Annotated in this window: 14 protein-coding genes and 1 riboswitch; of the genes, 11 read left to right on the top strand and 3 right to left on the bottom strand. The window is 64.6% G+C overall.

All coding sequences use genetic code 11. The features are described from left to right. Positions 1-5: 5 nt before the first annotated feature. From B071_RS17745 to ribH, 6 genes are all read left to right on the top strand, one after another. A complete protein-coding gene (locus tag B071_RS17745; RefSeq protein WP_051075315.1) occupies positions 6-1,286 on the top strand; it encodes an ABC transporter permease in 1,281 nt (426 codons plus the stop codon). A gap of 125 nt (positions 1,287-1,411) precedes the next feature. Next, positions 1,412-2,515: an ABC transporter substrate-binding protein gene (locus B071_RS0113330; protein WP_018527567.1), complete on the top strand. Its 1,104-nt coding sequence runs from the start codon at positions 1,412-1,414 to the stop codon at positions 2,513-2,515. A gap of 68 nt (positions 2,516-2,583) precedes the next feature. Further along, positions 2,584-2,731: riboswitch (FMN riboswitch) on the top strand. Between the two features lie 153 nt (positions 2,732-2,884). Then, positions 2,885-4,039 carry a bifunctional diaminohydroxyphosphoribosylaminopyrimidine deaminase/5-amino-6-(5-phosphoribosylamino)uracil reductase RibD gene (ribD, locus tag B071_RS17740; RefSeq protein ID WP_018527566.1) on the top strand — a complete coding sequence of 385 codons (1,155 nt, stop codon included), beginning with the start codon at positions 2,885-2,887 and terminating at the stop codon, positions 4,037-4,039. Next, on the top strand, positions 4,039-4,680 hold the full coding sequence (locus B071_RS0113320; RefSeq protein ID WP_018527565.1) for a riboflavin synthase: 642 nt from the start codon (positions 4,039-4,041) through the stop codon (positions 4,678-4,680). Before ribD ends, B071_RS0113320 begins: the two co-directional genes overlap by 1 nt. 20 nt (positions 4,681-4,700) lie before the next feature. Next, entirely contained in the window at positions 4,701-6,113 is a 1,413-nt protein-coding gene (gene ribB / locus B071_RS0113315; protein WP_438829713.1) for a 3,4-dihydroxy-2-butanone-4-phosphate synthase, read from the top strand. After that, positions 6,113-6,583 carry a 6,7-dimethyl-8-ribityllumazine synthase gene (gene ribH, locus B071_RS0113310; RefSeq protein WP_018527563.1) on the top strand — a complete coding sequence of 157 codons (471 nt, stop codon included), beginning with the start codon at positions 6,113-6,115 and terminating at the stop codon, positions 6,581-6,583. The genes ribB and ribH overlap by 1 nt, the downstream gene beginning before the upstream one ends. Here ribH and B071_RS17735 read toward each other — a convergent pair. Continuing rightward, complete coding sequence (locus B071_RS17735) at positions 6,558-9,503, bottom strand: [protein-PII] uridylyltransferase family protein (protein ID WP_438829724.1); 2,946 nt, start codon at positions 9,501-9,503, stop codon at positions 6,558-6,560. The genes ribH and B071_RS17735 overlap by 26 nt on opposite strands. A gap of 748 nt (positions 9,504-10,251) precedes the next feature. Next, positions 10,252-11,145 carry a DUF2156 domain-containing protein gene (locus B071_RS0113300; protein WP_051075318.1) on the bottom strand — a complete coding sequence of 298 codons (894 nt, stop codon included), beginning with the start codon at positions 11,143-11,145 and terminating at the stop codon, positions 10,252-10,254. A 54-nt stretch (positions 11,146-11,199) separates the two neighbouring features. On the opposite strand from B071_RS0113300, the gene pepT reads away from it, so the two are divergent. From pepT to B071_RS17730, 5 genes are all read left to right on the top strand, one after another. Then, positions 11,200-12,465 (top strand): peptidase T, encoded by a 1,266-nt coding sequence (gene pepT / locus B071_RS0113295; protein ID WP_018527560.1) that lies wholly within the window; start codon positions 11,200-11,202, stop codon positions 12,463-12,465. Between the two features lie 54 nt (positions 12,466-12,519). Further along, positions 12,520-14,028 (top strand): hypothetical protein, encoded by a 1,509-nt coding sequence (locus tag B071_RS20670; protein WP_018527559.1) that lies wholly within the window; start codon positions 12,520-12,522, stop codon positions 14,026-14,028. 49 nt (positions 14,029-14,077) lie between these two features. Then, the gene (gene mnmE, locus B071_RS0113285) at positions 14,078-15,454 is read left to right on the top strand and encodes a tRNA uridine-5-carboxymethylaminomethyl(34) synthesis GTPase MnmE (RefSeq protein ID WP_018527558.1); all 1,377 of its coding nucleotides are present in this window, start codon (positions 14,078-14,080) and stop codon (positions 15,452-15,454) included. A gap of 34 nt (positions 15,455-15,488) precedes the next feature. Then, positions 15,489-17,354 (top strand): tRNA uridine-5-carboxymethylaminomethyl(34) synthesis enzyme MnmG, encoded by a 1,866-nt coding sequence (gene mnmG, locus B071_RS0113280; RefSeq protein ID WP_018527557.1) that lies wholly within the window; start codon positions 15,489-15,491, stop codon positions 17,352-17,354. Beyond that, a complete protein-coding gene (locus tag B071_RS17730; RefSeq protein ID WP_018527556.1) occupies positions 17,351-18,073 on the top strand; it encodes an RsmG family class I SAM-dependent methyltransferase in 723 nt (240 codons plus the stop codon). The genes mnmG and B071_RS17730 overlap by 4 nt, the downstream gene beginning before the upstream one ends. A 39-nt stretch (positions 18,074-18,112) precedes the next feature. Here B071_RS17730 and B071_RS0113270 read toward each other — a convergent pair whose 3' ends face one another. Further along, positions 18,113-19,096: a tetratricopeptide repeat protein gene (locus tag B071_RS0113270; RefSeq protein WP_438829723.1), complete on the bottom strand. Its 984-nt coding sequence runs from the start codon at positions 19,094-19,096 to the stop codon at positions 18,113-18,115. Positions 19,097-19,534: the final 438 nt, after the last annotated feature.

Genomic DNA, 19,534 nt, shown 5'->3' with positions numbered 1-19,534 from the left:
ACAGGATGGCAGGAACAGGGTTGGACAGAAGACAGTGGCGTGCCCTTCGTGACAAGGGGTTGCAGAAATTGCTGGCGCCCCTGGCGCTGGTATTGATTTATCTCTTTTTCGGGTTTTTCGGACGGAACTTCTTTTCCTATAACACACTGGTCAATATTTTTGACGCCTCCTATTACATAGGGTTTCTCGCCCTGGGCGTCACCTTCGTGATCATCACGGGGGGGATCGACCTCTCCGTGGGGACCGTGGCCATGTGNGCGGCAATTGTGGGGGGCACGGCCTTCCGTACCTGGGGCTGGGCCATGGGGCCCTCGCTGGTACTGATCATGGCAGTGGCCACCCTCTTCGGGGTGATCAACGGGCTGATGGTGGCAAAGCTGAAGCTGCCTCCCTTTATCGCGACTTTGGGAATGATGATGGTCTCCATGGGAATCGGCTCGATCGTCTCCAACGTGCGGAGCGCGGCCTTTCCTCCCCGGTCCGATCCCTCGGGGTGGTTCCGGAATATCTTCAAGTACATCTCTCCCGATCGTGTAGCGATACCCACGGGGGCCCTGGTTCTCTTNGGGGTGACGATCATCTTTCATATTATCCTTACCCGCACCAAGATGGGGCGTTACATCTTCGCCATCGGGAGCAACAAGGAAGCAGCCCGCCTGTCGGGGGTCAAGGTCGATCGCTGGGAGATGTCAGCCTATATCGTGAGCGGTATCGCCGCCGGTATCAGCGGTATTTCCTTCGCTGCGGTGTATACCACGGTCATGCCAGCCCAGGGNCAGGGGTTCGAACTCTTTGCTATCGCCGGGGCGGTTATCGGGGGAACGTCGCTCTCGGGTGGTGTGGGGTCCGTTTTCGGCACGCTGATCGGTGTTTTCATCATGGCCGTGCTTCGCAGCGGACTGCCCGCCATGAACCTGCAGGCCCATTACCAGACCTTCTTCACGGGAATTGTGGTGATCGCGGCGGTGCTTCTCGATATCTACCGGACCAAAAAAACCTCGGAGGTGAAGGTTCTTACCCCGGCCGATCTCTACCGGGCCGACATGCAACGGAAGATCGATCAGGCCAGAGAAGCTCTCTCGTCCTCGGGGAACGATTCTTCCGAAGGCGATGGGCCCGGGGGGCGCCAGGCGGGGCGGGAAGAGATCCAGGCACTCCAGCGGGAGATGAAGGAGACCTACCGCCGTATGCGCCGCGAGGAGAAAGCCCAGGCGGCCCGGATCGAGGCCGAGGAGAGGGCTGCAGAGCGGGAGTTCCGGGCGATGGTCAGAAAGGAACGGGAGTAGCCCTCCNGTCAGCCGGGATCCGGACCGGTTCTGATACAACCAGGTTTCTGGTCCAGACCGGTTTCGATACAGAAGAAGACCGGGGCCACGGGGTGCCCGGAGAAAGATGCATAGGAGGTTGGTGTATGAAGGGTTCAAGAGGGTATTGTGCAGCGATTGCCCTGGTGCTGGCGTTCGTAACGGTTCTGCCTGTTTTTGCCGGGGGTGGACGAGAAAGAGAGCAGGTACCGTATATCGCGGTGGTNTCCAAGGGCGAGCAACACGATTTCTGGCAGCAGGTTCGCCTGGGAGCAGCCACGGCCGCCGAGGAGCTGGGAGTCGAGATGACCTTCGAAGGACCTCCTTCGGAGAGTGATGTCCAGATTCAGGTAGAGATGCTCAACAGCGCCATCGCCCGCGGTCCCGTTGCGATCGCTCTGGCCGCTCTCGATACCGCCTCGGTACTGGATCAGCTGGAGTCCCTGGGGGCCCAGAACATCCCCGTGATCGGTTTTGACTCGGGTGTGCCCGAGGCTCCCGCGGGGGTTATCTACGCCAACGCCTCTACCGATAACTTTGCCGCTGCCGGTCTGGCTGCCGAAAAGATGTACGAAGCGCTGGCCGATGAGATCGCCGCAGCGACGGCAGCGCGCCCCGTGCGGATCGTGGTTCTGAACCAGGATGCCCGCGGTGAATCGCTCCTGAGCCGGGGACGGGGATTCCGCGATACCCTGGTGGACGTCGTGGCGAGCCGGTCTCCCCTGGCNAAGTCCGACATTCGCGTCACGGGAAACCCCGCCTTTGTGGACAGTCACAACCCCACCACGGGTGAGAAGCTGATCATCGAGATGGTTGTTCCCGCATCGGGTTCCGCCCAGGATACCACCTCGGCTGCCCAGGCGGTGTTGAACCGGGTGAGCGACCAGAACATTCGGGGTATCTTCATGAGCAACGAGGGAACGGTTCGGGGGCTCCTCTCGGCCACCGACGACGGTGCCGACCTGCCCGTAGTGTACCCCGGCCTGATTGCCATCGGGTTCGATGCCGGGCGCGCCCAGAAGGACGCCGTGGCAAACAGGTTCTTCCTGGGTTCTGTTACGCAGGATCCCTTCTCGATCGGCTACCAGGCGGTGACCCTGGCTCACGCAGCGTACAAGGGTATGAGCGTCTCCGATGTCGACACGGGGGCCCGGTTCTACACCCACGAGAACATGAACGACGCTGATATCAAGGGTCTGCTCTACGATTGATCGGTGAAAATCCTGCCCGGTTCGGTCCCTGTGACTTGACCGGGAGGGGCTCCCCGGGTTACCTTGACCCCGGTTTTCGGGGCAGGGTGCGTCGGCTTATGTCGGCAATTCCCGACCGGCGGTTATAGTCCGCGAGTGCTTCCCGGGGGTTCCCGGTGGCGCTGAACCGGTGAAATTCCGGTACCGACGGTATAGTCCGGAGGGGAGAAAACCGCGTGTTCTGTCTGCTCTTCTGCGGGTGNGTTCTTGCGCTCGTTGGTGCAGGGGGGACCGTCTCCCGTCGTGCAATACGCCCCGGTTGTTCCCTTGGGAACANCCGGGGTTTTTTTGTGCGGCTTCCACAGATGCGCCCCGAGCCGGGAGGTGACCATGCTTGACGATCAGGATGATCGGAGGCTTGTCCAGACTCTCGAGCTCGCACAGGGTGGCGCTGGCCGGGTTGAACCAAACCCCCAGGTCGGCGCTGTCATTGTTCAGGCCGGAGAGGTTATCGCGACAGGCTTCCACCGCCGCTACGGCGAGGCCCACGCCGAGGCCGAGGCCCTGGCCCGGGCCGGTTCAGCCGCGCGGGGAGGGGTGCTCTACTGTAATCTGGAACCNTGTTCGCANGGGGGGNCGGGAAAACATCAGCCCCCCTGCGTAGAGGCGATTATCGCCGCCGGAATCTCCCGCGTTGTAGTGGGGCAGCAGGACCCGAACCCGGCCGTGCGCGGACGGGGGATCGGCCGTCTTCGCGAGGCCGGCATCATCGTGGATTGCGCCGACGATCCCGCTCCCTTCTTTCGCCACAACCGGGCCTTCAATACCACCATGGCCCTGGGACGGCCCTTTATCCACCTCAAGTGCGCCATCTCGCTCGACGGCCGTCTGGCCACCGCCCGGGGGGACTCCCGGTGGATCACCGATGAAAGAGCCCGCGCCGAGGTTCACCGATTGCGGGGATCCTGCGATGCCGTGCTGGTGGGNCGAAAGACCGCCGAACGGGACGATCCTCTTCTCACTGTCCGGGATGCACCGCTGCCACCCCGGGGGCAGCCCCGGGCCATCGTTCTGGACAGCCAGGCCCGCCTCTCGGGAGAGAGCGCTCTCGTGACCCATCGCGCCGGGGACCTCCTGCTCTGCGNCTCCGCAGGAGCGCCCGCNCCGTCGGTCCAGGCCCTGCGGAAGAGGGGCGTCACGGTGCTGGCCTGCCGGGAGGACCCTCACCGGGGCCTGGACCTGGAGGATCTGCTCCTCAACCTGGGGAACCAGGGAATATCCTCGATTCTGGTCGAGGGGGGAGGGCAGGTGATCACCTCCTTCCTTCGGGCCGGTCTCTATGACCGGTTCACGGCCTACGTGGCTCCTCTTGTGCTGGGCGCGGGCCGGGAAGCTGTGGGCGATCTGGGGATTCTCGAGATTGATGGGGCCGTGGCCTTTGAGGCGGTGCGGTGGCGTTCGATCGGGGATCAGCAGTGCTTCGACGGGTATCGCCGGGGCTGGGCCGGGGAGATCGCGGCGGCGTCGCGGGCAGGAGGGGGCTGATGTTCACGGGACTTGTCGAAGAAACAGGCCGGGTTTGCCAGGTGGTGCGTCGGGGCGATTACCAGCGTCTTCAGGTGCGGGCCTCTGCCGTGCTCCAGGGGATGGCCCGGGGTGATTCCATCGCCGTCAACGGGGTTTGCCAGACCGTGACCGACCTCGAGGGGGATACCTTCACCGTGGAGACCCTCAAGGTCTCGCTGGACAAGACAACCCTGGGAACGCTCGGTCCCGGTCACCGGGTTAACCTGGAACGGGCGCTTTCGCTCTCGTCGCGGCTGGGGGGACACCTCGTTCAGGGCCACGTGGATGGTACGGCCCGGGTCCTGGAATCCCGCGTCAACGGTCCCAACGGCTTCCTGCGGGCGGGCCTTGCGCCGGATCTGCTGCGGTATTGCGTTCGGGAGGGGTCTGTCACCATCGACGGCGTGAGTCTCACCATCGCCGGGCTCGATCAGGAGAGTCTTACGGTCAATCTGATACCCCTGACCCGGGAAACGACGGTTCTTGGCGACCGCCGGGCGGGCGATCTGGTAAATATCGAGGTGGATATCATCGGCCGCTACGTGGAGCGCCTCCTGGGAGGGGGCTCCCCGGGGGGGATCTCCCGGGATCGTCTCGCGGCCTGGGGCTTCGGTCCGTGACGGTCAGGGAAGGCCAGAGAATGAGCGCAACCCGGGCACCACAGACGTGCACAGGGAACATTCCAGGGGAGGATACAGAAATGACGACAACCACGGAGAGGGCAGCCTCGGATACAACTATAGATACGGTGACAGGCAGGATATCCGCAGACAGGACATCCGCAGACAGGACATCGGTCGACAGGAGATCCACAGGGAGGANATCNGCAGAACAGGACCGGTCCCCCGGACTGGAAAAGGTGGCCCGGGCGATCGACGTCATTCGGACGGGAGGAATGATCCTGGTCCGGGACAACGAGGATCGGGAGAACGAGGGGGATCTGGTCTGCGCCGCCGAACACGCCACGGAGGACCTGATCGCCTTCATGGCGGTCCACGGCCGGGGTCTGATCTGCCAGCCCCTGACCGAAGCGATCGCAGCTCGNCTGGAGCTGGGGCCCATGGCTCCGGTAAACACCGATGGACTCTCCACGGCCTTCACGGTGAGCGTCGACGCCCGCCAGGGAGTCACCACGGGCATCTCCGCAGCGGACCGGGCCCGGACGATCGCCGCCGTGATCGATCCCGGCACAACCCCCGGCGATCTGCGCAGGCCCGGTCACGTNTTTCCCCTGGTGGCGCGTGAGGGTGGNGTCCTGGTACGGCCCGGCCACACCGAGGCAGCGGTCGATCTGGCGAGGCTGGCCGGTCTTGTCCCCAGCGGGGTGATCTGTGAGGTCCTGAACGACGACGGAACCATGGCCCGGGGGCCGGACCTGGAAGCCCTCTCCCGGCGGTTCGACCTCCCCCTGATCTCCGTGGCCGACCTGATCGCCTACCGCGATGCCTTGGGGGACATAGCTCTGGAGCCCTCGTCGCAGGCGCTGCTGCCCACCGATTTTGGCGACTTTCGGGTGCGCGCCTTCAGAACGGCCGACCCCGCCACCCCCGAGGTCCTTCTGCTGGAGCACCCGGGTGAGGAACCCTCGGGCGATCCCCCCCTGGTGAGGGTCCATTCGGAATGCCTCACCGGAGAGGCCCTCCACAGCCACCGCTGCGACTGCGGCCCCCAGCTCCAGAACGCCCTGGGACAGATCGCCCGCCAGGGGGGCGCCCTGGTCTACCTGCGCCAGGAGGGGCGCGGGATCGGCCTCTTCGAGAAGATTCGGGCCTACACCCTCCAGGATCAGGGACTCGACACAATCGAGGCGAATCTCGCCCTGGGCCATCAGGCCGATCTCCGGCGGTTCGGAGCCGCCGCTGCGGTCCTGCGCCAGGGAGGGTACGGGCGGGTTCGACTTCTGACGAACAATCCCGAGAAACAGGCGGCCCTGAGGGCCGGTGGAATTGAGGTTACCGAACGGATTCCCCTCCTGACGGGGCAAACAAAACACAACCAGGCCTATCTGAGGACAAAGTTCGAGGAGATGGGACACCTGGGAAAGGACGAGTAATGGAATATCCTGTGCTGGAAGGAACGCTCTCTGCCGAGGGCTTGCGTGTAGGGCTGGTGTCTGCCCGGTTCAACTCCTTTATCACGGACCGGCTAGTCGAGGGAGCTCTGGATTGTCTGACGCGTCACGGTGCCGACCCCGCTTCGGTCACCCTGGCCAAGGTTCCGGGAGCCTGGGAGATCCCTCTGGTGGCCCAGAAGATGGCCCGGAGCGGCTCTTTCCAGGGCCTGATCTGCCTGGGTGCGGTGATCCGCGGCGCCACCCCCCATTTTGACTACGTCTCGGCCGAGGTGAGCAAGGGAATCGCCTCGGTGAGCCTCGCCACGGGGATCCCCGTNACCTTCGGGGTCCTCACCACCGATACGATCGAACAGGCCCTGGAACGGGCCGGGACGAAGGCCGGCAACAAGGGGTGGGACGCCGCCCTGGGGCTGATCGAGATGGTCAATCTGATGGAGCAGATCCGGTAAGGATCCGGTCGTACTCGGCCCGGACTCGCTGGAGCGTCTCCTGCAGGCGCGCCGACAGGAGCTCCGACGTGGGGAGCTCTTCGGTCCGGTCGGGGCCCGTCCGGTCTGCCGGGGGAGGTTCCAGGACGATGCGGGCGAGCTTTTCCCGGGCCCGGGGTTCCGCCGGCAGCGTGTGGAGCTGCCGGTCCTCGTAGGCCTGGAGGAAGTGCTCGATCCGCCGCAGGAACCGGTAGTCCTCCCTGAGCTGCGCCGCCTGGTGCGGTTCCAGGAGCCCCGCCTCCTCCAGGCAGGAGAGCCCCTCCAGGGTATTGCCGGTCATCACGCCGGGGTATCGGTGGTGGTGGAGCATCTGAAGTGCCTGGAGGAGGAACTCGATGTCCCTGATTCCACCCTCGCCGTTTTTCACGTCCCGCGATGCCGGGTCGGTGGCGTACTGGTTCACGGCCCGTTTCCGCAGACGCCGCACCGTGGCCAGGATCTCCTTCTCACCCGCCCGCTGGAGGCGACGGGTGAGGATCGGCCGGAGTCTTTCCAGGAAGGTCATCCCCGGATCGGGGTCCCCCGCTATGGGGGCGAGTTTTATTGCCGCCTGCAGTTCCCAGAGCTCCGCCCCGGTTTTGTAGTATTCCAGGATCTGCTCCAGGCTCGAGACCAGGGGGCCTTCCGGTCCCCAGGGACGAAGCCGCAGGTCTACCCGGTAGGNCTGGCCGTCCACGGTGAAATCCGAGATATCCCGCACGACCTGCCGGAAGACCTCGCTCCAGAACTGTTCCGCCCTCTGGCCGGGTGGCTGGCTGCCCCCCCAACCGCTTTTCTGGTCGCTTCCCTGGAGAGGTGCTTCCCGGGGAGGTTCGTAGATTGCCAGCAGGTCGATATCGGAGCTGTAGTTGAGCTCCCGGCCACCCAGTTTCCCGAAGGCCAGAATGGTACACTGTCCCGGGGGCGCCTCCCCCCGGGGGTGGTGGCGCAGAACCTCCCCGAGGGTTGCCTCCACAACGGCCCTGGCCAGGGCGCTCAGTTCCCGGATGATCTCCTGGAAGTCCCCTCCCAGACAGATATCGCGGGTTCCGATCCGCAGGATCTCCCGCTTGCGGAACTTTCGCAGTGCACCGAGGCGGCCGAGCCGGTCCGTTTCCCCGGCGAGACTCTGGCGCAGCTCCGCTTCCATCCGGGCCTGATCGCGGGGTGTTGTGACGATCCGGGGATCGCTGATCCATTCCAGAAAGAGGGGGTTTCGGATGAGGGTGTCCGAGAGGAACTGGCTCCCGGCGAAGATGCGAAGCATGATCTCCATGCGCCGGGGCTGGGAGAGGAGCTGGGAGAAGAACTTGGGGCGGTCGCTCACCTCCTCGGTGAAGCGTTCCCAGTTGTTCAGGGCCATGTCGGGGTCGCTCGAGCCCGCGAGGTAATCCCAGGCCAGGACCAGGAGGCGGGCGAAGGTGTCCCGCTCCGCCGGGGAGCGGGCGATGCGGCGTATGTTGGCGATCGCCCGGGCGGGATTCCGGAACCCCGCCTCGGTGAGGAGTTCGGCGCTTCTTTCCTCGCTCACCGCTTCGGAGAGGACCAGGTCGGCCGGGTTGCCCCGGGCGGCCTCGGGGAGGGCCTCTTCCCCCAGGTGGCGCTCCACGAAGCTGCGGATCGCGGCGGTNTCTACCTGGAAATCGATCCGGAGCTGATCGGCGCTCCCGATCTCCTCGGTATCGCTGTAGCCCATCCTGCGGGCCAGGTGGATGAACTCCGGGGTGTTATAGCGGGGAAGGAAGAGGTCCCGGGCGTTCCCCCGCAGCATGCGCAGGCCATTGATAAGGGTCCGGAAGAAGCGGTAGGAGCGGATCATCGCCTCGGTCTCTTCCGGGTCCAGGGTCCCCTCCTGGGAGAGACCCCGCAGGGTGGCGTGGATTCCGGGGTTTCGCAGCGCCCGGTTTGTCCTGCCCCGCGAGACCTGCAGAAGCTGAACGTTGTACTCCAGATCCACCAGCGCCCCGGGGCTGAGCTTGGCGTTCAGNCGGCCGTCGCCGGCCTTCTCCCGGGCCTGGCGGAGCCGGAGTTCCCTGATCTCGGCGGTGGAGATCGAATCGGTCTCGTAGACCAGCTGATCCCGGATCGCCGTGACGCGGCGCCCCAGTTCGGGGTCCCCCGCCACGGGCCGCAGCCTGATCAGGGCAAGCCGTTCGGCGCTGTGGGCCTTCCCCGCAGGGCCGAAGTACTCGATAAAGGTCTCGATGTGGACCGCCCGGGGGCCGTCCTCGCCGTAGGGACGCAACCGGAGATCTATCCGGAAGATTCCCTCCCGCTTCGCCTCGATCAGCCCCAGGGCACCCTGGACGAGGTTCTCGAAAAACTCGGTGTTGCTGATCACCTGGGGGCCGTCGGTCTCTCCCCGNTCGCTGTAGAGGGTCATGAGTTCGATGTCCGAGGCGTAGCCCAGGGCGCTTCCTCCCATCTTGCCCAGCCCGAAGACGGCGAAATGAGCGGGTAGCCCCGCTGCGGTCCGGGGCGTTCCGTAGCGGTGGGTCAGGTATTTCCAGCTCAGCCGGTAGGCCTGATCGACCACCACCTCGGCCAGCCTGGTGAGGCGGTGGCTCAGGAAAAAGAANTCCGTGTTCTTTTGCAGAATATGGTCGGCGTCGATCAGGAACGCCTCCTGATCCTTGAAGCGGTTCAGAATCCGCTTCTCCTCCCGGGGCGATGAGGCCGCTTCCAGGGCCGNTTCCAGCGCCGGGGCCAGCTGCTCTCCGGGAGTACTCAGGGGNCTGTTTTCCCGGGACACCTGGAGGAGGGGGAGGATGTTTTCGTACTGGAGGCGGATAAAATCTTCCCAGAGAAANTCGCTCGCCCCCAGAAGCCGGGCCAGTTTCCGCTGCGCCCCGGGNTTCGCCAGAAGATCCCGGAACCGGTCGCCCTCATCCTCGAGCGCCACCTGGCGGACCAGCTCCTCGAAGCGGAGAAAGGCCTCCTGGGGATCGGCCGCGCTGTGGAGGGCGTGGGAAAACTGCTTGGTCACCAGGATCGAGAGCCGCAGCCGCCGGAGATCTTCCTGGCGTGTCACGGCTGTGCCCGAGCGGGTGGTGACCCAGAAGACGTCCCTGATCAGGTGATCCCGGGTCTCGATCTGGACGTTGCGAATCAGGAGGTCCTGGAGTGCCAGGGCGCTGGCCAGGGAGTAGAGGAAAAACGAGGTGTCCTGGGACTCCACGGAGATCCGGGTGGTCTCATCGTCGTCGGTGATCTCTATCTCGATTGGCAGGAGCGGTTCCTGCCGGTCCTGTTCCNCGGTCTGCTCCCGGTGGGCCTGCGCTACCCGTTCGGCCACGGCATCGCGGACGCTGGCGGGATCGGGCGAGGGGCCGTAGAGAGGAGCCAGGAGGGTTTCCAGATCGCGCCGGGTCTCTTCCAGCCAGGGGGCAAAGCCCCCGGCCTCTTCCAGGGTTTCCCGGGAGAGGGCACCCCGGAAGGTATCCCGGGCGAAGCCCCCGGTTGTGGTGATCTCTCCTTCCAGGATATTGAACCCCCGGGCTCCCAGAACCCCGCTGATATAGCTGAAGAGCCCCGGCGCGTCCTTGAGATGCAGGGTGAAGCCGTAGAGGTCGGGGGCTCCCTGGTCGTGGGGGGCCGAGCCGGCATCGTCCGGGCCGGGCAGGAGAAGGTCCGAGATGGATACCCGTTCTTCAGCCACGGCTCACCTCCCCACCGGCGGTGACGCGGTACTTTTTGACAAACCCCCAGGGCCGGTAGGTCATCTTGGCCTGCCGCAACCCCGGGTCCCCCAGATCCTGCTCGCGGTTGATCCAGGTGTAGTGGCGCGGGAGGATCGTGGCGAAGGCCTTGTTAATGAACTGGTAGATCCCCCGGTACTGATCGAGGGCTTTCTCGAAGTGAACCACGAAGCTCGTGCCCCGCATGAGCGGTTCGCCCAGGGTCCAGGCCGCCGGTTCGTTATCCACATAGACCAGATAGCCCCGCAGATCGAGTTCCTGGAACCGTTCCAGCGCTTCCCGGGCTGCCGCGTAGTCGGTTTGGTCTTCCCGGGTTTCCTGCCAGCGCTCCAGGACGGCCAGGGCGTCGTCCCGGTTTTCCCCTGTCAGGGGGCGTTCGTCGTAGAGATAGTTGTTGATGAAGGCGTTCACGTGGTTTCGCTTCTTGTGGTACCGCTTGCCGGGAAGCTCGGCCAGGTCGGTCCTGAGGTAAAGATAGTCGAAGTTGTCCCGGTCCTCCTGGATGGTATACCCCTCCTGCTCCAGCCTTACCCAGGCCGAGTCAGCCTGGGGTTCACCCAGGCCCTTGATATACCGGAACCGCTCCAGCAATTCCCGGAGAAGTTCCGGGTCGCGGGGGATTCCGCAGGGAAGCATGCAAAAGGGGTGTCCCTCCCGTTCTCCCGCTATCAGCAGGTGATCGTCGGGNAGGGTCGAGATCTGGTAGTTGTAGGTATTCCGGAANAGATAGAGGCCGGCAAAGGTGAACTCCGATATCCCCTCGGGAAGAAGTGCCAGGCGCGGGTGCAGGGCATCACGCTGGCCGAGGCCCAGGGGAGCAAGATCGGGGTATGGGGGAATTATCATGGCTACAATATACGGAAACTTGCCGGAGAGTATCAAACCCGTCTATCATGGGGCATGAATCTTGCACAATATCATGATCTGATCACCGCCGATGTACGGGAGCGGTTNCTCCGGTACGTTCGCGTNCATACCACCAGCGACCGTCACGGCACCTCCACGCCCTCCACGGAGCGGCAGTTCGACCTGGCCCGCCTCCTGGCCCGGGAACTGGAGGAGATGGGGATACCCCAGGTGTCCGTCACCGAGTATTGCTACGTCACGGCCCGTCTTCCGGCCTCCCCGGGGGTAACGGCGCCACCCCTGCTCTTGCTGGCGCACCTCGATACCGCCCCGGACCTCTCGGGGGAGGGCGTCTCGCCCCGGCTCTGGGAATCCTACGACGGTTCCCCCCTCGATCTGGGGCATGGATACCGTCTGGACCCCGCCGAATACCCGGATCTGCTCGATTACGTGGGTGATACGGTGATAACCACCGACGGGTCCACCCTNCTGGGNGCCGATGACAAGGCCGGTGTGGCCGAGATCATGAGCGCCCTCAGGTTCCTCCAGGATCACCCCGAGATCGAGCACGGTGTGATCGAGGTGATCTTTACGCCCGACGAAGAGATCGGCCGGGGCGTCGATAAAATTCCCCTGGATTGGATCACGGCACGCTTCGGCTTCACCCTGGATGGAGGCCGCCAGGGGAGCATCGAGGCCGAGTGTTTTTCGGCCTGGCAGGTCACGGTAGAGATCGAGGGGTACGTGATCCACCCGGGGAGCGCCAAGAACCGGATGGTCAACGCCGTGGCCCTGGCGGGGCGCTATCTGGCGGCGATCCCCCAGGCCGAGAGCCCCGAGGCAACCGAGGGGCGCGATGGGTTCTATTGCCCCGTGGAGGTTCGGGGTGACTACGGCCGGGCCGAGATCGAGTTGATCGTCCGGGATTTTGACCAGGCCCAGGTTGAACGGCGCGTGGCCTATCTGAAGGAGCTGGGTAAAACCCTGGAGATGGCCTATCCCCGGGCGCGGGTGACGGTTCAGGCCACGCAGCAGTATCTGAACATGTACGATACCATCTCCCGTTACCCGTTCATCATGGATGTCCTGGGGCGGGCCGTTCGTGCCACGGGGATCGAGCCGGTTCTTGAACCGATCCGGGGCGGTACCGACGGAGCACGTCTCACCGAGATGGGGATTCCCACGCCCAATATCTTTGCGGGAGGGTTCAACTTTCACGGCCGCTACGAGTGGATTCCCCTCTCTGCCCTGCGAAGGGCCACGGAGACGATCCTTCACCTGGTCAGGCTCTGGAAGGAGGAGGTTCCCGAAAAAAGCTGATTCTCTCCCTCCGGGGTGGTACACTGGAAGAATCCCGGGACGCAGGGATGATGGATGGAACGTGTGCAACGAGAGAACGGAGCGATGATGGGAAGACGAGAGTTTCGGGTTGTTCTGGGTCTGGCCCTGGCGGGGATCTTCTGGGGGTGTGCCACCACGGTGCAGGACCCCTCGGATTTGCCGGTTTGGGTGCAACGTCCCCCTGCTGCCAGCGATGAAGGGGTTTTTCTGGTGGGCTACGGCGCGGGGGAGACCCGGGGCGCCGCCACCCAGGCCGTATATCGGGATATCGAGGACCAGATCCTCCAGATTCTTGTGGCCCGTTTTGACCCCCGGGCGCGGGGGCTCACCGATCGGGAGGGGGAGGTGCTCCTGCTGCTCTCCCGGGAGCGGCGCCACCANCTGCTCCGGCAGGACTCGTTCCGGGCGATCCGGGCCGACGGAAGNCACGAGCGATTTCTNCTTTTGCTGTACCAGGAAGAGGACATCCGNTCCGATCTGGACCGCATCGCCAACCGCCTCGCCNTGCAGGAGGCNGACCCGGGGGGTGACCCGGATCAGGAGCGCCGGAAGGCAGACGATGAGGANCCTTCCCGCGAGCAGGATGCCCTGGAGCTGGTGGAGGCGCTCNTGAAAGGTCCCGTCCCCCCATCCCGGGAGGAGCGGATGGTTCGGCTCGAGCGGGCCCTCGCGGCAGCGGCCCGGCTGACCATGACGGCGACGCCCGGTGAGGTGCGCACCGCCCTGGGCAGGCCACTGGAGCAACCCCTGCTGGTGCGGCTCTCCGATCAGAACCTGGGAAAAGATCTGCCCGGGGTTCCCCTGGCGGTGCTTCTCCGGGAGCCCCCCCTGGACGGACGGGTCTCACGGCAGCGGGCATCGGTCGATACGGGGAGTTCCGGAGTTGGTTCCTTCAGGATACCCGAGCCCTCCCTGGCGGGGACGACCACCGTCCTCTTTCGCCCCGAAGCGGTGGACGTGGCCCTGCAACGCTGGCACGAGGAGGTGGGGGAGGATCCCGAGGGGGAGCATCCCGAACGTACCCTGCTTCAGGCTCTGGAAGCGCGTCTCACCGCCGAGGTGCGCCTGCGGGTTGATTCGGGAGCCGCCGAAATACCCACGGCGATCATCATGATCGATCGGGATATCGCGGGCCTGCCCATGCCCTCCCGGGAATCTGCCCGGGGAGCGACCCAGCAGTTTCAGGAAGAGGGGTTCACCCTCGTTTCCACCGACCTCCCCTCCTCCACGGTCCGGGCCCTTTCGGATATGCCGGAAGTCACCATCGCCGATCTCTATGATCTCCTGCCCTTCGAGATTCTCTCCTCGGCGGAGCGGATCGTCCTGGGAACGGCCTCGATCCTCCGCTTTGACGAGAGCGAGGGGGTTACGGTGGTTATTTCTCTGGAGGTGACGGCCTACGATATGCGAAGAGACCGGGAGCTGGCCCGGGTGCACCTGGAAGAGCGTGTCTCGGGGCGGGACGCGCGGAACACGATCCGCTCGGCCTTCCTCTCTGCCGGGAGGCGCGCTGCGCGGCAGCTGGCTCCCCAGCTCCCCTGAGAGCACCCCGGGGCTTCCGTAATATCTCCTTCTGGGGGAGAATGGCCCCGTGAACAGCAACATCATCTCTCAGGAAAACGATCTGATCGCTGCCCTGGCTACACCGCTGGGGTCCTCGGCCCTGGCCGTGATTCGTACCTCCGGTCCCGGTTGCGTCGCCGCCGTGGCGGCCCTCACGGACAGGCCCGAGTCGCTTGCCCGGTGCCCCGGGGGCCGGATCCGCCGGGCCCAGCTGCGCGACCCCCAATCGGGGCGCCTTCTCGATGATCTCATGCTGGGTATCTTTCGCGCTCCCCGCAGTTATACCGGAGAAGAGGCGGTGGAACTTTTCTGTCACGGCAGTGTTCCCGGGGTTCAGGAAATCCTGGCGCTGCTCTTTCGCAGCGGGTTCCGCCGGGCCGAGCCGGGAGAGTTCACGCTCCGGGCCTTTCTGGCGGGCAAGGTCGATCTTACCCGGGCTGAAGCGGTTCAGGAGATCGTCTCGTCCCGCACCGCCCGGGGTCACGGACTTGCCCTGGGACGTCTGGGCGGGAGCGTCGAGGCCGAGGTGAACCGTTTCAAGGATCGCCTCGTGGGGGTGATGGCGGGGATCGCCCTGCAACTGGACTATCCCGAGGAGGAGACCGGTCAGATCCCCCTGGACCGGGAAGAAGTGGCTCGACTTCGGGAGGGGTTGCTCCAGCTGGCGGCCTCCTACAGCGCGGGAAAACTCTACCAGGAGGGAGTGACCATCGCCCTGGCGGGAAAGACAAACGCCGGAAAGTCCTCTCTCTTTAACGCCCTCCTGAAGGAAGACCGGGCGATTGTGAGCGACATCCCCGGTACAACCCGGGATTATATCGAGAGCTCCCTCGATCTGGGGGGGATCCCCCTGCGAATCTTCGACACGGCGGGGCTGCGCGAGACCCGGGAGATCCTCGAGGGTGAGGGAATTCGCCGTACCGGCCAGCTTCTGGAATCTGCCGACCTGGTTCTGTACCTCGTGGATGGCACCCGGGGGGTCACGGGGGAGGAGACGGAGCGCCTCGCCCGGGCAGCGACGGGGGAGGGGCCTCCCTGTGTTCCGGTGTGGAACAAGGCCGACGATGGGGCCTGTCTGCCCGCTCCCGAGGGATTTTTCCCCGTGAGCGCCCGGACGCTCCAGGGAATCGAGGCCCTTCTGGAGGAAGTCCGGCGCCAGGTGACTCCGGAAGGGCGGTACCGGGAGGGGAGCCCCGTGATCGATTCTCTCCGCCAGCGGGACCTGCTGGAACGGGCCGCCCAGGCGCTTTTCGAGGTCGAGCGGGGGATCCAGGAAGAGATGCCCGTGGATGTGCTGAGCCTGGACGTGCAGGAGGCGATCCACGCCCTGGGGGAGATCACCGGAGAGGTCACCTCGGCAGATATCCTCGACGCGGTTTTTCAGCAGTTCTGCGTGGGAAAGTAGACCAAAACACCCATGAATGGTAGATTTCCCGCCTATGAAAGTGGATGCCGTTGTAGTCGGGGGAGGCCACGCCGGAATCGAGGCGGCCCTGGCGATCGCCCGCCTGGGCTTCCCCGTGGTCATGATCACCCAGAATCTCGATACCATAGGAAAACTCAGTTGTAACCCCGCCATAGGGGGCCTCGCCAAGGGGAATATGGTTCGGGAGATCGATGCGCTCGGCGGGCGCATGGCCCGTCTGATCGACGAGACCATGATTCAGTTCCGGGTGCTGAACCGGAGCAGGGGGCCGGCCGTGCAGGCGCCCCGGGCCCAGGCCGACAAACAGGCCTACCAGATCGCGGCAAAACGGGCCCTGGAGGATGAACCGGGGGTGTCGCTCCTGCAGGACACCGTGGTGGATCTTCTCTACACGCCCGGAGGAAGCCGACTCGCCGGGGTGATAACCGAGCGGGGAAACCGGATTCAGGCCCGGGTCGTGGTGGTCACCACGGGGACCTTCCTCAGGGGGCGCATCTTCGTGGGGTCCTACCAGGCCGAGGGGGGGCGTCTGGGTGAACCGGCCAGTTACGGTCTCGACAAGGCCCTGGCATCGGTGGGGTTCCGGCTGGGCCGCATGAAAACGGGGACCCCCGCCCGGATCATGGCCGATTCCGTGGACTATTCCAGGGTCGAACCCCAGTTCGGCGACGACGAGATCATCCCCTTTTCCTACAGCCACAGCCGTATCACCCGGGAACAGGTTCAGTGCTACATCACCTATACCACCGCCGAGACGCACCGGGTTATCTCGGAGAACCTCGATCGGTCCCCCCTCTATTCGGGGGATATCGTGGGGCTGGGGCCGCGCTACTGCCCCTCCATCGAGGACAAGGTGGTAAAGTTTCCCGACCGCGACCGACACCAGATATTTATTGAACCCGAAGGGCGTTCCACGGGCGAGCTCTACCTGAACGGGATCAGCAGCTCCCTTCCCGAAGAGGTTCAGCGCGAATTCATCCATACCATTCCGGGCCTCGAAAAGGCCCAGGTGGTTCGGCCAGGCTACGCCGTGGAATACGACCATATCGATCCCTCCCAGCTCTACCCCACCCTGGAGGCCAAGATGCTCCCCGGGCTCTACCTGGCGGGCCAGACCAACGGAACCAGCGGCTACGAGGAGGCCGCCGGTCAGGGCCTGGTGGCGGGGATCAACGCGGCCCGGACCCTGGCGGGGGAGGAACCCCTTCTTCTGGATCGGTCCCGGGCGTATATCGGGGTGATGATCGACGATCTGGTGACCCTGGGTACGAAGGAACCCTACCGGATGTTCACCTCCCGGGCAGAGCACCGGATGAATTTGCGCCACGATTCCAGCGATATGCGGCTCTTTGAGCTGGCCCACAGCCTGGGCATGCACGACCAGGGGGCCTGGCAGCGTTTCCAGGAGAAGCGGAAAACCCTGGCGAGTATCACCGGGGCCTTGCAGCAGCGGTTTCTCCGCGACCGCGACGAGCCCTCCCTGGAGGTGCTCCAGGGACAGCAGGGCAAGAGCCTGCACCAGATTCTCAAGAACCCCCGGGTCTCCCTGGATATGCTCCTGCCCTTCCTGGAGGATCTGTCCCGGGATATCCCCCCGGAATGGCTCCGCCAGGTCGAGCTGGACGTGAAGTACGAGGGCTACGTGGCGCGGGAGGAGAAGATGGTTCACCGCTTTCGCCGGCTGGAGTCGCTCCGGATTCCCCCCGACTACGACTATTCCCTGGTGAAGGGGATCTCCAACGAGGCCAGGGAAAAGTTCTCCACCCTGCGGCCTCTCTCGGTGGGGCAGGCTTCACGGATTCCGGGCATTCGCAATTCCGACATCACCGTCCTCATGGTGATGCTCGATCCCCGGCGAAAAGGGAGTTCTGCGGCATGACGGAATCCGTGGAAGATCTCCTGGCCCGGGGGCTCGCGGCCATACCGGGGCTCCCCGAGCAGGGTGATTCCCGGCGAACCCTGGAGCAGCTCTCGCGGTACCTCCAGGAGCTCTACCGCCTGAACCCTCTCTTCGGGCTCGTCTCCCGGGAGGACGCGGCGGACCCCGAGATGCTCGCGATCCGGCACGTGCTGGACAGCGCCGCCGGTGTCCCCCGGGTCCGTGATGCGCTGGATCAGGGAGGCTCCCGGGTCGTCTGCGATCTGGGGTCAGGCGCCGGTCTTCCGGGGATACCCCTGGCGGTTCTCCTGGAGGGCCTCCTGGACCGGTGTTGTCTGGTGGAGCGGCGGGAGCGGCGGGTCCGGTTCCTCCGGGGGGTTATCGCTCCCCTGGGGGTCCCGGCTCTGGAGGTGCTTCAGGCCGATGCCGAGCGGCCGGGGCCGGCCCTGGAGGCGCTTCTCCGCGAGGGGCCTCCTCCGGTGGTGGTCTTCCGGGCGTACCAGCAAACCACACCGGAAACGCTCAAGGGGCTGGTGAGGGTCTTCCCGGCGGGAACCACCGTGGTGGCCTGGAAGGGGCGTCTCGAGACTGCTCGCGAAGACGCCCGGGTGATCCGGGCCTTTCCCGGAACGGTTCTGGAGGAGGTCCAGGGGGTGACTGTGCCTTTTCTGGAGCGGGAGCGATCCTTGCTGGTCTTCAGGATAGAGTCCTCAGGATAACGCGCCCCGGCGCGGGCACCCTGGGTTCTGATCGGGTTTCTACTCCAGGCGGTTGAATATCTCCAAGAGCTGATCCTTGTCCAAGAGATCGATGAGTCGGGCCTCTACAAAGTGCACCGCCGATTCNGAATAGGTCCCCGCCGTTATGCAGAACCCCCGCCCCGAATGGGTCTCCTTGAGGCGGGCGTTGAGGTCCCGCACCACCAGTTCCCCCACCTGACCGGAGCCCCGGATGAAGCGGAAGAGGATGATGTCCTCCCACCGGGCGGTCTCGACCTCGGCCAGGATATCGGCGTAGTCGTTCTTGTGCATGGCGATATCGGTGATCTTGATGGTGGCGTTCTTGAAGAAGGTGTTCACCATCCTCCGGCAGAGCGCAGAAAACTCACTCGTCGAGGATATCAGATAGGTCTGGAGGTTCTTGTTGCTGTGTAGTTCCTTGCTTCGGGCNATCTGGCTCGCCACGTCCTTGTAGCCAGGGTTCTTCTTGTTTATCTCGGTGAGCTGGGTCAGGGCCCGGCCCAGTTCCTGCTGGCTGGTATAGACCTGGGCCAGGCGGTAGCGCAGTTCCAGCTCCACCTGTTCGGGGATGTTCTCGTGGCGGAGGCCCAGCTCAAAGTCCAGGGCAGCCTTGTCAGATTCCCGTTTTGCCAGACGGATCGTTCCTGCGTAGAGGGCCGAGTTGGGGCCCAGTGCGGGATCGGGCCTCAGGTGAGTGAAAATGATCAGGGCCTGATCGCTCCGGCCCAGTTCCGAGTAGACCTGACCNAGGTAGAAGAGGGATTCCTTGTCGCTCGGATCCTGGTCTATCACAGCCTTCAGGTGGCGTCCCGCGTCCTGATACCGGTTGAGCTTGAAGAGCGCCCGCCCCANGTAGCGGCGTGTGGGGATATGATCGGGGGAGTCCTGGTGCGCCTGATTCAGGAGCTGGGCGGCCCGCTCGTGGTTGCCCCGCCGGTGTTCCAGGTAGCCCAGGTTGGTATTGATGTCGAAGGAGTCCGCCTTGAGGGTGCGGGCCACCATAAGGGACTTGTAGGCTTCCTCGGGCATTTTGAGCTGCAGTGCAGCCAGGGCGTAGCGGGTCGTNACGAACCATTCCTCGATATCCTGGTTGGTGGCGCAGAGCCCCACCAGAATCCCGTAGGTCTTCATGGCCTTCTCCCAGGCCTGGTCGGCGAAGTAGATATCCGCCAGGGTGAGGAGCGCCTTGTGATCCCGCGGGTTCGCCGCGAGCTGCTTGTTGGCCTGCCTCAGGAGGGTGGACCGGTCTTTCCTCGGCTGATTTCTCTGCTTCTCCTCCACGTCGGAACGGCCAAAGGCGTACCAGTAGAGAAGGGCGAGACCCATAACACCCAGAACCATCAGAACGATCAAAACCGGCAACGGCATTTTCCCATTATCAGTGAGGGGTAGCCCTGCTGTCAACGACCAGTCCCGTGCTCCCTGAAGGGGAAGGGCCTC

Source organism: Alkalispirochaeta alkalica DSM 8900 (assembly GCF_000373545.1).
GTDB lineage: Bacteria > Spirochaetota > Spirochaetia > DSM-27196 > Alkalispirochaetaceae > Alkalispirochaeta > Alkalispirochaeta alkalica.
Note: the sequence above shows the minus strand (reverse complement) of the source record. Positions and strands in the feature narration are given on the sequence as shown.